This window comes from Halopseudomonas sp. L-58 (assembly GCF_056859475.1).
Window position 1 is genome coordinate 1 of the sequence record NZ_JBSXON010000017.1, and the last position, 15,584, is coordinate 15,584.

Annotated in this window: 18 protein-coding genes; 15 read left to right on the forward strand and 3 right to left on the reverse strand. The window is 55.1% G+C overall.

Features of this window, described 5'->3' with window-relative positions; translation table 11 throughout:
• Positions 1-340: 340 nt before the first annotated feature.
• Both AC13EY_RS00650 and AC13EY_RS00655 read right to left on the reverse strand, forming a co-directional pair.
• The gene (locus AC13EY_RS00650; RefSeq protein ID WP_228247646.1) at positions 341-1,675 is read right to left on the reverse strand and encodes an ATP-binding protein; all 1,335 of its coding nucleotides are present in this window, start codon (positions 1,673-1,675) and stop codon (positions 341-343) included.
• Entirely contained in the window at positions 1,662-2,327 is a 666-nt protein-coding gene (locus tag AC13EY_RS00655; RefSeq protein ID WP_482876516.1) for a response regulator, read from the reverse strand. Before AC13EY_RS00655 ends, AC13EY_RS00650 begins: the two co-directional genes overlap by 14 nt.
• Positions 2,328-2,526: 199 nt before the next feature.
• On the opposite strand from AC13EY_RS00655, the gene AC13EY_RS00660 reads away from it, so the two are divergent.
• The 9 genes from AC13EY_RS00660 to AC13EY_RS00700 all read left to right on the forward strand — a co-directional run bounded on the left by AC13EY_RS00660 (position 2,527) and on the right by AC13EY_RS00700 (position 11,178).
• Positions 2,527-3,060, forward strand: a complete 534-nt coding sequence (locus tag AC13EY_RS00660) for a cupredoxin domain-containing protein (RefSeq protein WP_096006453.1) — start codon at positions 2,527-2,529, stop codon at positions 3,058-3,060.
• Between the two features lie 84 nt (positions 3,061-3,144).
• Positions 3,145-4,902: a copper resistance system multicopper oxidase gene (locus tag AC13EY_RS00665; RefSeq protein WP_233048903.1), complete on the forward strand. Its 1,758-nt coding sequence runs from the start codon at positions 3,145-3,147 to the stop codon at positions 4,900-4,902.
• Positions 4,899-5,648 (forward strand): copper resistance protein B, encoded by a 750-nt coding sequence (locus AC13EY_RS00670; RefSeq protein WP_233048904.1) that lies wholly within the window; start codon positions 4,899-4,901, stop codon positions 5,646-5,648. Before AC13EY_RS00665 ends, AC13EY_RS00670 begins: the two co-directional genes overlap by 4 nt.
• A gap of 158 nt (positions 5,649-5,806) precedes the next feature.
• Complete coding sequence (locus AC13EY_RS00675) at positions 5,807-6,160, forward strand: hypothetical protein (protein WP_233048906.1); 354 nt, start codon at positions 5,807-5,809, stop codon at positions 6,158-6,160.
• An 11-nt stretch (positions 6,161-6,171) separates the two neighbouring features.
• Positions 6,172-7,524 carry an APC family permease gene (locus AC13EY_RS00680; RefSeq protein ID WP_163982080.1) on the forward strand — a complete coding sequence of 451 codons (1,353 nt, stop codon included), beginning with the start codon at positions 6,172-6,174 and terminating at the stop codon, positions 7,522-7,524.
• Between the two features lie 27 nt (positions 7,525-7,551).
• Positions 7,552-7,779 carry a hypothetical protein gene (locus tag AC13EY_RS00685; protein ID WP_228247651.1) on the forward strand — a complete coding sequence of 76 codons (228 nt, stop codon included), beginning with the start codon at positions 7,552-7,554 and terminating at the stop codon, positions 7,777-7,779.
• On the forward strand, positions 7,772-10,132 hold the full coding sequence (locus tag AC13EY_RS00690) for a heavy metal translocating P-type ATPase (protein ID WP_233048908.1): 2,361 nt from the start codon (positions 7,772-7,774) through the stop codon (positions 10,130-10,132). The genes AC13EY_RS00685 and AC13EY_RS00690 overlap by 8 nt, the downstream gene beginning before the upstream one ends.
• Before the next feature lie 24 nt (positions 10,133-10,156).
• Positions 10,157-10,420, forward strand: coding sequence for a DUF302 domain-containing protein (locus AC13EY_RS00695; protein WP_233048909.1), 264 nt, complete (start codon positions 10,157-10,159; stop codon positions 10,418-10,420).
• 299 nt (positions 10,421-10,719) lie between these two features.
• A complete protein-coding gene (locus AC13EY_RS00700) occupies positions 10,720-11,178 on the forward strand; it encodes an ATPase (RefSeq protein ID WP_065336094.1) in 459 nt (152 codons plus the stop codon).
• Positions 11,179-11,219: 41 nt separating this feature from the next.
• Here AC13EY_RS00700 and AC13EY_RS00705 read toward each other — a convergent pair whose 3' ends face one another.
• A complete protein-coding gene (locus tag AC13EY_RS00705) occupies positions 11,220-12,512 on the reverse strand; it encodes an ATP-grasp domain-containing protein (RefSeq protein ID WP_104739847.1) in 1,293 nt (430 codons plus the stop codon).
• A gap of 188 nt (positions 12,513-12,700) precedes the next feature.
• Between AC13EY_RS00705 and AC13EY_RS00710 the strand changes: the two genes are divergently transcribed.
• The 6 genes from AC13EY_RS00710 to AC13EY_RS00735 all read left to right on the forward strand — a co-directional run.
• Positions 12,701-13,771 carry a YncE family protein gene (locus tag AC13EY_RS00710; RefSeq protein ID WP_482876521.1) on the forward strand — a complete coding sequence of 357 codons (1,071 nt, stop codon included), beginning with the start codon at positions 12,701-12,703 and terminating at the stop codon, positions 13,769-13,771.
• Positions 13,772-13,812: 41 nt separating this feature from the next.
• The gene (locus AC13EY_RS00715; protein WP_096006444.1) at positions 13,813-14,034 is read left to right on the forward strand and encodes a DUF2933 domain-containing protein; all 222 of its coding nucleotides are present in this window, start codon (positions 13,813-13,815) and stop codon (positions 14,032-14,034) included.
• Positions 14,027-14,692 (forward strand): methyltransferase, encoded by a 666-nt coding sequence (locus AC13EY_RS00720; RefSeq protein ID WP_482876523.1) that lies wholly within the window; start codon positions 14,027-14,029, stop codon positions 14,690-14,692. The genes AC13EY_RS00715 and AC13EY_RS00720 overlap by 8 nt, the downstream gene beginning before the upstream one ends.
• Entirely contained in the window at positions 14,689-15,111 is a 423-nt protein-coding gene (locus AC13EY_RS00725; protein ID WP_022990666.1) for a c-type cytochrome, read from the forward strand. The genes AC13EY_RS00720 and AC13EY_RS00725 overlap by 4 nt, the downstream gene beginning before the upstream one ends.
• 41 nt (positions 15,112-15,152) lie before the next feature.
• The gene (locus AC13EY_RS00730) at positions 15,153-15,356 is read left to right on the forward strand and encodes a hypothetical protein (protein WP_022990665.1); all 204 of its coding nucleotides are present in this window, start codon (positions 15,153-15,155) and stop codon (positions 15,354-15,356) included.
• Positions 15,357-15,427: 71 nt separating this feature from the next.
• On the forward strand, positions 15,428-15,584 hold a 157-nt coding region (locus tag AC13EY_RS00735; protein ID WP_482876526.1), incomplete at its 3' end, for a helix-turn-helix domain-containing protein.

Here is a 15,584-nt window from a genome sequence, read left to right on the forward strand (position 1 = left end):
GTCTTCAGGTTTTTGATAGTTGGCCAAGAGCTGATCCAGCAGCTCGTCGGTGATGGGATGTAGTTTCTTGCTCATCGTGTCTCCGGTTCGGAGCGACAGTGTCGCTCATTAGCCGGTTACACAAAAATTCGTACACCCCCATGCTTGCGGGAGCAGCCTGGTCATCTTTAACTAATAAGCGGCATAACCCATCTTAATTTCACAAATTGCAGCAACCGGACAGAGAGAAATCTATTTCTCTCTGTCTCTCTTAGGCTCGCCAGTCCCTGACCTTGCTGGCCTACGGCCTCCACCGGACGCCTCGATCGGTCCGCTGCTAAACAAAAGCGAACATTCGATTTTATCTTAATAATTCGATAGAAACGCGTAAACCGCTACAGGACTTAGTCGAAAAGCTGATTTTACCTTCATAGCGAGTCACTATATCTCGAACGATAGCAAGGCCGAGACCGTGCCCAGGTGTTTGCTCATCTAGCCGCAGACCCCTTTGGCCCAAACTGGCTAAATCCTTGTGATTAACCCCTGGGCCATCATCAGCAACAACTATTCGCTTGAAGCCGCTGCCTTGTTCCACAGAGAGCTCTACGCATCTCGAAGACCATTTGCCAGCATTGTCGAGTAAGTTGCCCAATACTTCATTTAGATCATGTTCTTCTATCGGCCATCGGCTGTCTTCAGGCAGAGAACTCGATAGTTCAAACGACTTTTCCGGATATAAACGACCGAGCATCCACAAAAGATCCCGTGCCTGTTTTATGGGGTAGGCGCTTTTTCCAATCTGGGGCCCTGCAAAACTGCTTCGACGCATTTCAGCTTCTAATTGCCTGTCGATATCGCTTAGTCGCTCCACCATCTGGCGCCTTAGATTGGTGTCGAGAGGACGTGTGTCGTCTTCCAGTATCTGCCGGACGGCTGCGATGGGGGTTTTGACGCTATGAGACAGGTTTGCGAGAGCGTCCCTGGAGCGCTCCAGTCGCTGATCTAAGGAGTCCAGCAACTGATTTAGTTGAAGAACCAGCGGGTGGAACTCCTCTGGCGACTGAACGTTGATTCGGGAGATCTCTCCGTCCTGGAGTCTTTTTAATGCGGCTTTGAGTGTGACAACCGGTCGCATGGACATCGTGATTCCGAACCAGAGCACGGCGACCAAGAGCATAATCAACAGAACTGATACTACGGCGGTCCAGGTATGAAGTGCAGCTTGGCTGCGTTTCAGCGCACCCAGATCTTCAGAAACGATTACGACGATGGGTGTTTCACCGACCTGAAAAGACTTTCGGTAGGCGAGGATGTCTAAGGGAGTATCAGTGGTTTCGGCATCTTCTACGCGAACGGTTCCGTCTTCTTCGTTTTCAATCAGAGGCGTTAACAAGGGCTCCCAAGTATCGGGTGAAATGATGGTCTGTTCGGGTGTATGTATGGCAAAGGCATGATGAAAAACATCCTGGAAATAATCGCCCGTCTGGAGAGTGTCAACTTCACCATTCGCGTCGCGAATCTGGTGCTCAAGGAAAACGACTTCATCTTTCAGTCGGCTTTCAACGAATTCCCGAGACATTCGGTCGAGCAGCAAGCCATGGACCAACCACGCCACCCCCATTAGACCAATTCCGGCGGGCAGTAACAGCGCAAGCAAGGTTCCTTTTACGGACGCAGGCTTTTTAAGGAATCGCATTAAAAATGTACCCCTGGCCGCGTCGTGTTGAGATGGTTTCGCTGCCCACTAGCTTCCTTAACCTCCGAATATACGCCTCAATGACGTTTTCGCTCGGGCTATCATTCAAGTTGTAAAGCTGTTCCATTAGTTGTTCTTTGGAAAAGACGTGGCCAGGGCGGCTCATCAAACAACGTAGCAGCCGGAATTCGGTGCCGGTAAGTGTATGTTCCACGCCGTCGTCCATCTTGAGACTCTGGCGGTTTTCGTCCAGTTCAAAGCGGCCGGCTTTAACCTGAGCATGGCCCCTTCCTTCACTTCGACGCACGAGTGCGTTGAGGCGTGCGATTAGCTCTTCTGTCTGAAAAGGTTTTGCCAGGTAATCGTCTGCCCCGGCTTTTAAGCCGTTAACCTTATCCTGCCAATCGCCTCTCGCGGTCAGAATCAAGACCGGACAGCTGACGTGATTCGTTCGCCACTTTCTCAATACGTCCAGCCCGTTGCCATCAGGTAGACCCAGGTCCAGAACAACAGCACGGTAATCCTCTTGCTCACCCAGAACGACGGCTTCTCGGGCACTGGGACTTGTATCAACGCTGAAACCTGCTTTTCCCAACTGCCTGACCAGACCCTCAGCAAGCAAGCGGTCATCTTCGACGAGCAGTAAACGCATGAGTTTTTCCTTCTATGTATGGTCCGCGGTCGAAAGTGTGACTGATTAACCTGAATTCAGCCTGAACGGAAAATAGTTCGAGTTATTCAGAAAGAATTCAGGTTAGTGAGAGAAGATAACAACCGATTCTGGACATTGCTCAAGATTGGGGCTGAATCCTGCAGTGTTTTTCGAGCAATATTTTACAGAGGATAAAAAGATGAATGCATCAAAACTATTCGTAGCGGGTATGGCGCTTTCAATGTCGGCAACAGCGTTTGCGGCTGGCGCCCATGATGGTGGCCACGGGCACGGCGCTACAAGCGGTGAACCTGGCAAAGCGTCGGAGGCCAGCCGAACCGTAACTGTCGAGATGTACGACAACTACTACGAACCCGAAGAAATCAGTGTAAAGCCGGGTGAAACCGTTCGCTTCGTGGTGGAGAACAAGGGAAACCTCGTCCATGAGTTCAGTGTTGGCACTCCCGACATGCACGAAGCTCATCAAGAGAAAATGATGATGATGGTTGAGCATGGCGTCATCCAGGGCGGCAAGCTGAACCACGACATGATGAATATGGATATGGGGAATGGCCATTCCATGAAGCATGACGACCCGAACAGCGTGTTGCTGGAACCGGGCCAAAGTAAAGAAGTGGTATGGAAGTTCTCTGATAAAGGCAATATCGAATTTGCCTGCAACGTGCCGGGCCACTATCAGGCCGGGATGTACGGAGAGGTCAATTTCGAGTAACTCGCTTAACTGAGGTCCGCGAGCGCGGGGCTGAGACACGTTTCTCGGCCCGGCTTCAATGACGTGTAGTTCGGAGCAACACAGATGAAACCACGCTTTTTGACAGGGCTTTTGAGCCTGCTGATGCCAGCCATGGTTCTGGCCGGCGAATACGACCTTACGGTCGACCGGGTAAAAATTGATACCGGCGATTTTGTGAAGGAAGGCATTGGATACAACGGCGCATCTCCGGGACCGGTAATGCGTTTCAAGGAAGGCGAGAACGTCCGGATCAACGTGACCAATAACCTGGATGAGATGACGTCCATTCACTGGCATGGGTTGATCCTTCCTTTTGATCAGGACGGTGTACCCGGCATAAGTTTCCCAGGCATCAAGCCGGGTGAAACCTTTACTTATGAATTTCCTATCCAGCAGGCAGGCACTTACTGGTTCCACAGCCACTCTGGTTTTCAGGAGCCGGATGGCGCCTATGGTGCCATTGTGATCGAACCGGAAAAACGTGAGCCGTTTCGTTATGACCGCGAGTACGTGGTGCAGTTGACTGACAAGCACCCCCATTCCGGTGACCGCATCATGCGCAACCTGAAAATGATGGCGGATTACTACAACCGTGAGCAGCAAACCGTGGGGGAGTTTTTTTCGGACGCGTCCAAAAACGGTCTGATGAACACCATTCGGGACCGCATGGCCTGGGGTGACATGCGGATGATGAAAGCGGACGTTGAGGACTTGCAGGGCTTTACGGGCCTGATCAACGGCAAAGGTCCCGAGCAGAACTGGACTGGCCTTTTTGAGCCCGGAGAACGCATCCGGCTGCGGTTCATCAACTCCTCGGCCATGACCTACTTCGACATACGGATTCCCGGTCTGGACATGACGGTTGTACAGGCCGATGGCAACAACGTTCAGCCCGTTAACGTGGACGAGTTCCGGATCGGTGTGGCGGAAACCTATGATGTGATCGTCCACCCGAAAGATGAGCAGGCCTACACCATCTTCGCCGAATCCATGGGACGTTCCGGATACGCCAGGGCAACACTGGCCCCCGAAGAGGGCATGGAAGCGGCAGTGCCGCAACTGCGTGAAGCTGCCCGACTGACCATGGCTGATATGGGCGGTATGCCTGGTATGGACCATGGCAGCATGGCGGGCATGGATCATGGGAACATGGATATGGACAGCTCAGAAGATATGTCCGGGATGGATCACTCCTCAATGGAGGGAATGGACCACTCCAACATGGACAGCATGGATCATTCCAACATGGAAGGCATGGATCATGGTTCCATGGCGATGGGAAAAGGCGGCCAAAGCGACCCCTTTTACGCCAAGGGAAGTGGCCTTGTACCCACGGCAGCCAATGGCGGCAAGTTCCTGTCCTATGCTGACCTGAAGGCCCAAGATCCACTGTATGAAGACCGCGAACCGACCCGGGAAATCGAGCTTCGCCTGACCGGCAATATGGAGCGTTACACCTGGAGCATTAATGGCGTCAAGTATGAAGACGCCGATCCGATTCGTCTGAAATACGGTGAGCGGGTCCGCTTCAAGTTTGTGAATGAAACCATGATGACGCATCCAATGCACCTGCACGGCATGTGGTCGATTTTGGACGTCGGCGCCGGCCAGTGGAACCCGATCAAACATACAATCAACGTGAACCCGGGTACCACGGTTTACATGGAAACCGAGGTCGACGCGCCCGGCCAGTGGGCGTTCCACTGTCACCTGTCCTATCACGCGGCCGCTGGTATGTTCCGTAAGGTAATTATTGAAGGTGGGCCAGATTCAACGCAGGCCAAAACAGACGTGATTGCTGAAGATGGAGGTGAGGCATGAGTTGTATTCGATCACTTGTCGCCGTCAGTTTTCTTGCCTCTATTGGTGTCTCAACGGCGGTGACAGCTCAGGAAATGATTTCCGACACCACGGCTCGTGAACAGCCGCTCACAACCTGGGGCGTTCAATTCGAGGAATTTGAGTACCGCTACAGCGACGATGGCGAGGAGCTGGGCGTCTGGAATGCGGATGCCTTCTACGGCACCGACGAGCTGAAACTCCGGTGGATTTCAAAAGGTGAGTACAGCCTGGAGGAGCGGGCCTACGAATCACTGGAAAACCAGCTGGTCGGCCAGATCCCCATTTCCAAGTTCTTCGACGCCAAAGCGGGTGTTCGCTTCGACACCCCCGAGGGACCGGATCGCACTTATGCCGTGTTGGGTGTCGCTGGGCTTGCACCGCAATGGTTTGAGGTTGACGCCAACCTGTATGTGAGCAATGAAGGTGAGACGTCCGCTGAACTTGACGCAGAGTACGAGCTGCTGCTCACTAACTATTGGATCCTTTCCGCAACGCTGGATGCGACGGTAGCGTTCAGTGAAGACAGGGAAATTGGCATCGGCAAAGGATTGGTTTCCACCGAAACCGGCCTCCGGCTCCGCTACGACCTGATAGACCGTGCGTTCTCACCCTACGTGGGTGTGGTGCACGAGCGTAAGTATGGCGATAGCGCCGACCTGGCCGAGGCGAGCGGCGGCGGCACAGAAGACTGGTTTGCCGTAATCGGCGCCCGAATCGCCTTCTGACGTTGATGCTAACGGGCCATGGGGAAACCCATGGCCCGTTTTCGTCTAAGATTTGATTCAACACAAATCTACGGGAAGTCTGTGTCTGTTTTCAGTCGCAGTTCAGGTTGAAGTGTTTTGATCCAGAGAGAAGTTATCTGGAAGAGAGGTGTCGCCCCATGACCAAAGCACACAAAGCAACCAATCAGGAACAGTTTTTGTTGCGCCGGAAATTGGCCATCGAGGGGATGGGAGAAGGTCAGTGGGAGGATCTCATCCACGATCTTAACCACCACCCCTGCGTTGATTTCGCCGAGCGTAAACCGAATGGCACATTGCGGGTGACATATGACGGAACCCACTGGTCTGTCGATGAAATACTGGAACTGGTCAAGGCCTGCGGTGGCCGATTGAAAACCGGATGGTGGACCCGGCGCAAATTGGCTTGGTACCGGGTTACCGACGACAACGTCCGGGCAAATGCCAAGCATGAGCCGTTCTGCTGTTCCAAGATTCCACCCATGAAAAAATAACAGGAGGTTGAATGAACAGGGAGGAAGATCGAACTACCCGCTACCAGGAGGGCAGTCTCACTTTACCAGGGACAGTCATGCTGGGTACCGGCGTCATGATTGGCGCCGGTATTTTTGCGTTGACCGGGCAGATGGCCCAGATGACCGGCGTACTTTTCCCGCTGGCCTTTCTCGCTGCGGCTGTGATTGTGAGCTTCAGCGCCTATTCCTACATCAAGATCTCCAACGCCTACCCGTCGGCCGGGGGCATTGGTATGTACTTGCATAAAGCTTACGGAAACCGACTGCCAACGGCTTTCAACGCCTTGCTGATGTACTTCTCCATGGTCATTGCTCAGAGTTTTCTGGCCCGTACATTCGGTGCCTACACCATGCAGCTTTTCGGCGGTGACGACACCGGTCGCATGGTACCCATTCTCGGTGTATCACTTATTCTCGCGGCGTTTTTGATCAACCTGCTTAGCAACCGTCTCATTCAGGGCGTGGCCTCCTTCATCGGTATCCTGAAAATCGGAGGCATACTGATTTTCGGTCTCGTCGGGATCTGGATTGCTGACTCAATCTCGGTTGATTTTTCAGAGCCTGGCGAAGCCGGAACGCTGGGCAACTTCCTGGGCGCGACTGCGTTGGGTATCCTGGCATTCAAAGGCTTTACTACCATTACCAACAGTGGCTCCGAAGTAATAGACCCAAAGCGGAATGTTGGCCGTGCCATCATTATTTCCATTGCCGCCTGTGTGGTGATCTACACGCTGGTGGGGTTTGCCGTCGCCAGCAATCTGTCGCTGGCTGAAATCATCGAAACACAGAATTACTCCCTGGCTGCCGCTGCGCGTCCCGCGCTTGGCGAGTACGGTGTCTGGTTTACCGTCGCCATTGCTATGATGGCCACGGCAGGCGGGATTCTGGCCAGTGTCTTTGCTGTGTCCCGCATGTTGGCGATGCTGACAGAGATGAAACTGGTTCCCCACAGTCACTTTGGCATGCCCGGCAGCATCCAGAAGCACACTCTGGTTTATACCGTGGTCCTGGGGCTGATTCTGACCGCCTTCTTCGACCTGTCCCGAATTGCCGCATTGGGTATCGTCTTTTACCTGATTATGGACATTGCCATTCACTGGGGTGTACTGCGTTATCTACGCAAAGACATCAAGGCCAACATCTGGGTGCCAGCAACAGCCATCTTGTTGGATCTTTTGGCGCTGGGCGGCTTCGTCTGGGTAAAGCTTAATACGGACCCGTTCGTCATCAGCGTGGCAGTCGTGACCATGATCGTGATTGCAGTATCCGAGCAGATTTTCCTTAAAAGATCACCGGAATCGGCGCAAGCGAAACAGGAAGAGAGTCATGCGCATCATCATTAATCTGAATCAGGAAGAGAGGCTATTGCCATGATGGGAGAGAACATGTTCGGAAACACGATGTGGGCAGGACACTGGCTGTGGATGCTGGTGATTGCCATTGTGGTGGTCATTCCGGCCTGGCGTATTTGCCAGCGCACGGGGTATCCGGGGTGGATGGGTGTACTGATACTGATCCCTATCGTCAATCTGGTTCTGCTGTATTTCATTGCGTTTGCAGACTGGCCTGTAGACAAAACAGGAGATCGGAATGGCTGAGCACCATCACACCCATCAGCACGATCATCACACCGATAAAGCCCCTGGCGAGCACGCCGCCAAGGATCCGGTCTGTGGCATGTCAGTGGATCCGCACACCGCGGAACATCGCAGCCAGCATGGCGGTAAAACCTGGTACTTTTGCTCCTCGCGCTGCCAGTCCAAATTCGACGAGGACCCTGAGCAGTACCTCGATTGGGAAAAGAAACAGCAAGAGCCGGTAGCGCCGGGCACTATGTATACCTGTCCCATGCACCCCGAGATTCGGCAGCAAGGGCCAGGGGACTGCCCAATCTGCGGCATGGCCCTAGAGCCCGAGCAGGTAAGCCTGGACGACGGGCCCTCGGAAGAACTCAAAGACATGACCCGCCGATTCTGGATCGGCCTGGTGCTGGCCCTGCCTGTACTGGTACTGGAGATGGGTGGGCACCTCACCGGACTCGATCACATTATAGCCCCGCAGATGTCCAACTGGATTCAACTGGTGCTGGCAACGCCCGTGGTGCTTTGGTGCGGCTGGCCCTTCTTCGTCCGGGGTTGGAAATCCGTGGTTAGCCGTAACTTGAACATGTTTACGCTCATTGCCATTGGTACCGGCGTCGCGCTGATCTACAGCCTGGTGGCGACCCTGGCGCCGCAGATCTTCCCAGGCGCCTTCCGGCAGGAAGACGGGTCGGTCGCCGTCTACTTCGAGGCGGCTGCTGTCATCGTGGTGCTGGTGCTGCTGGGGCAGGTGCTGGAATTGCGCGCCAGAGAGAAAACCTCTGGTGCCATCAAGGCCCTGCTGGATCTGGCACCGGCGACGGCCAGAAAACTGGACGACGATGGCAGCGAATACGATGTGTCGCTTGATCAGGTCAAGGTGGGCGACCGCCTGCGGGTGCGCCCCGGTGACAAGGTTCCGCTGGACGGCGAGGTGCTTGAAGGCAGCTCCAACGTGGATGAGTCCATGGTGACCGGCGAGCCTTTGGCAGTCAGCAAAAAATCCGGCGACCAGGTGATCGGCGGCAGTATCAACCAGCAGGGCAGCTTTATCATGCGGGCCGACAAGGTTGGCCGTGACACCATGCTGTCCCAGATTGTGCAGATGGTGGCGAGCGCCCAGCGTAGCCGCGCACCGATCCAGGGGCTGGCTGACAAGGTAGCAGGCTGGTTTGTGCCGGCAGTTATTGTGATTGCTATTGTCGCCTTTATTGCTTGGTCCTTCTTTGGACCCGCACCGCCTATGGCGTTCGGGCTGATTGCAGCGGTCAGTGTTCTGATCATTGCCTGCCCTTGCGCACTTGGCTTGGCGACGCCCATGTCCATCATGGTGGGTGTCGGACGCGGTGCTCAAAGTGGCGTTCTGATTCGCGATGCGGAAGCCTTGGAGCGTATGGAGAAGGTGGACACCGTGGTGGTGGATAAAACCGGCACGCTGACAGAGGGCAAGCCGCAAGTCACCCGGCTTGTCGCGGCCAACGGGTTCGATGACAGTAGTCTCATGCGTTATGCAGGTGGCCTGGAGAAAGGCAGTGAGCACCCACTGGCTCACGCCATACTCGATAAAGCCAAGGGCATGGACCTGAAGCTTCCGGATGCGGAAGACTTTGACTCTCCGAATGGTAAAGGGGTTACCGGTCGAATAGACGGCAAGCGGGTGCTACTTGGTAACCGCCTTCTCATGGAGTCGGAAAATGTCGACACCACGCGATTTGACGGCGACGCCGACCAGCTCCGAAAAGATGGTGCTACCGTGATTTTTGCTGCTGTCGACGGAAACGTCGCAGGGTTGCTGGCGATTGCCGATCCGGTCAAGGAAACCACCGAAGCCGCTATTTCCGCGCTGCAAAAAGACGGCATCCGGGTGGTCATGCTGACCGGCGATAACCGCACTTCAGCTGAAGCAGTTGCCCGAAAACTGCATATCGACGAAGTGGAAGCGGAAGTCCTGCCGGAAGATAAGGGCAAGATCGTCCAGCGCCTGAAAGACGAAGGCCGTGTTGTCGTGATGGCGGGTGACGGCGTAAACGATGCGCCTGCACTGGCAACGGCGGATGTCGGTGTGGCCATGGGCACCGGGACCGATGTCGCCATCGAAAGCGCCGGCATTACGCTGCTGCGCGGCGACCTGATGGGCATTGTCGAGGCGCGCCGTTTGTCTCTGGCGACCATGCGCAATATCCGTCAGAACCTGTTTTTCGCCTTCGTTTACAACTCCGCCGGTGTTCCGATAGCGGCAGGGGTTTTGTACCCGTTTTTCGGGATACTACTGTCGCCCATTTTTGCAGCGGCCGCCATGTCGCTGTCCTCGGTCAGCGTGATTGTGAATGCGCTGCGTTTGAGGGTGGTGAAACTCGGGTCAAAGCAATGAACTTCTGAATCATTGGAGGTAGCTATGTCATACACAATCGATCGAGTTATCAAAGATGTCGATTTCGAGGACGTGGACAGAAGAGCGCGTCAGGCCCTCACTGATCACGGCTTCGGTGTGCTGACAGAAATTGATGTCAAAGCCACCATGAAGAAAAAGCTGGACAAGGATATGCAGGCCTATCGGATTCTCGGGGCCTGCAATCCTGGCATGGCCTGGGAAGCCATCGGTGTGGAGCCTCGCGTGGGTGCCATGCTGCCTTGCAAAGTTATTCTTCGTGAGGTTTAGGAGGGCATTGAGGTAAGTGCAGTGGATCCATTGGCTTCCATGAGCGCCATCGATAATGACGAGCTCAAGCAGGTTGCCGGGAAGGTCAGGGATATGCTCTCTGAGGTTGTGGAATCGATCTGAAGCCGGTAGAGGCGTCGATTTGCTGCAGTGCCTGCGGTTTGCAATGGATTAGCGAATTAGCCAGGCGAGCGCATAGCCCAACTGAACACTGGAAATGCAAATAGGACTCCTCATTTGACGACGGGATACCTATTTGATGTCAGTCATATTATGGAGAAGAAAAAAGGAAAAAAGATATGGATATAAAGACTTTTGGACAACTGATCGACTGGACGCGCGATCTGCACTCACATCTGGCGAGCTGTCTGTCCCATTGCGCAACAAAGCACGAGGAAGAACGGGCCCGTGCGCTTTTGGATTATCTGGCAGCTCATGAATCGGAAATAGAGCGGATCGTAAACGAGTTTGAGCGCCAGGGAGATGCGAAGGCTCTGGAGACCCGAGTTATCGACTACCTCTCTCATAACCCGATCAAAACTCACCGAACCTGCGACGAGCCCTACGCAAAGCTGGATTTTGCTGGCATCTCCCGCGAGGTCTTTGACTTCCACGATCAGATTATTGATCTCTACAAGACACTGGTTGGAAAGGCCGAGATTCCAGAAGCAAAGGAACTGCTGGAATCACTGTTGACCATGGAGCAGAACGAATCCATGCGTCTCGCTCGCCAGGTAGGGCGCATGGACGACCTTTAAAGCAACCAAATAGATCGAGAGGCCAGGGTAAGCGGTAGTGATCACACCTGAAAGACGGGTGCGAACCCACCGCCTGGGGTACGAAAGTTAGTGGCCTGGCCTTGGTAAACCCGTGCGGCGGAAAGCAGAAGTTGCCCAGCATAGGTGTACAAACGGATATCGACCTTTCTGGTGGTGACCGTGCCATCCACTCTCAGCGTGCGTTCTCCGGCGGGAACGAAGTTCTGCGCGATGTAATCACCCTTCAGGATCTCTTCGAAAACGCGGCGGGTTAGTTTTTCGCCCCGATAGACGCCCTTGCTGCCATGGCCCGCTACCGGTTTGAAAAACAGTTTACGCCGGTTGCTCCACAACTCCGCCTCATCACTTGCTGAAACCAGCCGGGTCTTCGGTACAGCTCTATCCAGAAATCCTGCCTCGGTTTCACTCAGGCCCCAGTCGCGCAGGGTTTGGGCATCAGATAGCAGGATCAGGTTCCGTTTGTCGGCCATAAGCGCATGGGCGCGTGGATTGGGCGTGACGACCGCCGCGCCGTCGAGGTAGGCGCACCTCAGCGCCCCAAGAGCCGGGGCCTCCAAGGCAAAATCCACCAGGCGGTTGTACACCATGTCGATAGGCTTGCCGTGGGCGCTCAGGGCACCATCAACATACTCAAGCTCCGATGGGTCGAGGATCAAGGTCTCTATGCCTCTGGCCTGGAATAACTGCTGGGCCAGTTGGAATTCCGGGAACATAAACTGGGATTCTGGGGTATCGTCCACAATGGCCAGGCAACCGGGCGTCGAGTCGCCACCTTGCCGTTGCCATTCCTGCTGGAACATGGCAAACACTGCGTCCTCGAACCCATCCAGTGCCCGGTTGGTGCCAGCGGTCTGCTGGGACGGGTCACAGCATCGGTGTTGAGCCCGGGCCAATACCGTGTTCAGAAATGCGCCGCCGGCGTTGGTGTTGATTTCGATCAGCTGAGGCCCGTTCTCGCCCAGGTGAAAGTCGTAGCCCATGAAGGCCCCGATGGGGCCTGGATCAAAACCGGCGATGTCCGGCGCCCAGGACAGAGCTCTTTCCCGGTAGGACGGAAGCTCGGCAGCCGATTCGATCGCCTGAACGATCCGCTCCATCGTCGCGATGTCCGCCTGGGGTACAAAAACCGGTGTGTTTGAAAAGAAATGATGGATCTCGGGAGTGGCCGGCGCCTCGTTCCCAGTGTCTGAAAACTGCTTCTGGAGGCTGTCAGTGAGCGCTTTTCGGTCAAGGGTGATGCAGTAACACTGCCGGTTGAGCTGGTCGGCGTGGGTTTTGGTTGTTCGCTGGTTTTCCTGGGGCACGTCTTGCATTGGTCGTCCTTGGTCATTGTGAATCGTTCCACCTTGATTCTGGTCAAACGAATGCATGTTTCGCAACCGTTTTCAGGCCTGTTTCAGCTTGGTGTGATGGACTGCCAAGTAATGACCATGCCTGTTCGGGATCTTGCTTACCGGGCGAGGAGATCTTACTGAAACCCTCTGACCAAAAAGGGCACGCTATGAAACATTCGTTTCGCAAGCAGTGTATTGCTGGCATTACGGCCAGTGTCGCTATGAGTTTTTCGCTGATGGTGGCCGCAGACACGAACCGGGCATTTGTTCCCATGGGCACAGCGGATGCCGTCGGCGTTATTGATCTGGAAAACCGCAAGGTGACGTCGTCCATTGGCGGCACCCTGAATACCCACGGTTCGGCACTGACCCCGGATGGCCGGCATCTGGTGGTGGGTAGTTTGTCGGCGCATGATCGTCAGGAGCCGGTTAGTCGCCCCGAAGGCGTATCAGAAGATGAACACGCCGCTCATCATGGGGGCGGGCAGTCTACTGAATTGGAAGCAGGGAGTACCGGGCTGCTCTATTTGGTGAACGCGGCCACAAAGACGATTGACCGCAAACTGGAAGTGCCGGGGCCGGTGCACCATGTGCTGGTGACTTCCGACAGTCGCTATGCCGTTTCCACGCATCCTGCCAGTGGCAGCATCAGCGTTGTGGATCTGGATTCCGGTCAGTTGGTCAAAACTGTGGCGACGGGGCCGGCCCCCAACTATCTGGTGCAAACCGACGACGGCCAATCCCTTCTGGTCAGCAATACCGGTAATGGCACGGTCAGCGAAGTGGATACCGAGCACTGGTTCGTCGAGCGCAACCTGCGGGTTGGCGGCAACCCAGAGCATCTGGTGCTTGCCCCCGGCAACCAGCGGCTCTACGTGAATGATGCTGCATCCGGCCAGGTTCTTGTCATTGAGCTTGCCAAAGGCGCGGTGGCGGACCGGTACGAGGTTGGGGAGGCGCCCCATGGCGTTGGCTTGAGCGCAGATGGCCAGACCCTCTATGCCACCAGCCAGGGCGGCAACCAGGTGGTCCGGATTGAGCTAGCCAGCGGCGCCCGCCACAGCAGGCCGCTGGCTCCTGCGCCCTATCATCTTGCGGTCTCTCCCTACGATGGCCAGCTACTGGTGACCAGTCGGGCAGAGAACAAGCTTTGGGTGCTCGACCCGGAATCCCTCGATGTGGTTGATGAGATCGCGCTGAGCGGCATAGGCCATCAGATATCCCTTGAAGCCCATTAGTACTCTGTTCTGACACTGTTTTTTTCGCAAAGGAACCGCTCATGGATCGACGCTTTAAAATTACCTTGGCAATATTTGCCGTTATCGCACTGGTTTTACTCTGGGGAGAACACAAGGTTCATCTGCTTGGCGCCTTGCCCTGGCTGATACTGCTTGCTTGTCCGCTGATCCATATTTTTATGCACGGAGGGCATGGAGGACATGGAGGACATAACCACCAGGCAGAGCAACCGGGAAAGAGTGGAGAGCAGCGTGATGACTGATGGTGCATCGGATTATGGCCTTTGGAGCCTAGTGGTGCTGAATTCGGCGATTTTCATATTCTTCGCCTTCAGTTTTTTCAAACCGCAGACCCGCCGGGACTGGCGTTCGTTTGGTGCCTTCAGCGCATTTCTGGTGGCACTGTTCACCGAGATGTACGGGTTCCCGCTGACGCTCTACTTCCTCTCCGGCTGGCTGCAGAGCCAGTATCCCGACGTGAACTGGTTGGCTCACGACAGTGGCCACTTGCTGGAAATGCTGTTTGGTTGGAGGGGTTCCCCACACTTTGGGCCGTTTCATCTCTTGAGCACAGTGTTTATTGGCCTCGGGTTTTATCTGATTGCGGCTGGCTGGCGTACCCTGTATGCCGCGCAAAAGGCAGGGCAGTTGGCCACAACCGGCCTTTATGCCCACGTTCGCCACCCTCAGTATTCCGGCTTCGTGCTCATCATGTTCGGTTTTCTGCTGCAGTGGCCAACGCTGCTGACGCTGGCCATGTTCCCGGTGCTGGTGTGGATGTACTCGCGCCTGTCTATTCACGAGGAGCGTGAAACAGAAAAAGCGTTCGGCTCCGATTGGCGGGCCTATGCAGCCAGAGCTCCCCGTTTTATTCCGCGATTGAGGAATTTGAGGCGCAAGGAAATCGAGGAACAAGAATGATGCATGGGGCAACTATCTCAGTAGGCGTTCTTGCAGTCGCACTAATCAGTGGCTGCGGTAAACAGACGGTGGATGACCGCTGGTACACACAGGCTGAGGTCGAGCGCGGCGCAGTGGTGTTCGACGACAACTGCGCAAGCTGCCATGGCGGCAATGCCCAAGGCGCTTTCAATTGGAAAAAGACTCTGAAGGATGGCTCTTACCCGCCGCCACCGCTCAACGGAACAGGTCATGCCTGGCACCATTCCTTCGACACGCTGATGGGTACAATTAGTCAAGGTGGCGCCCCCATGGGTGGGAAAATGCCGGCCTTCGCAGACGAGCTCTCCAGGGACGATCAAAAAGCCGCTATCGCCTATTTCCAGAGCAAATGGGACAAGCGGATCTATGAGGCATGGTCTGAAAGGAGTGGGCTCTGATTTCTCTGGGTAATCAGACGATTAACTCAAGGAGGCAGCGTATGAAATGCTTATGGGTGGTGGCTTTTCTAAGTGTTTTTCCGGGCAGTGCGCTGGGTGGTGCGCCCTCGGCGGAATCATTGATTGAGGGGATGGAGGCCACCCTGTGGTCGGACAGCAACCACGGCCGTTTCACCATGCGTATCGAAACCGAATACTGGACCTGGGAACCGGACCTGGAGGCCTGGATGGTTCGGCAGGTTTGAGATGGAATTATAGCGAGGGCGGCGGCAAAAACTGAGCGCAACACCGGACCTTTCCGGTACGGTGCTGCCCTATGTCTTATTCCGAATTCAGCGTTGAAGAGCGTGCCACCATTCAAGTTAGTCATGCCCAAGGCCTCAGCTTGCGCAGGATTGCCTGCTTGATCAACCGATCCCCTTCGACGGTCAGCCGAGAGATGCGCCGCAATCGAGATGCAGCTGGCAGCTACT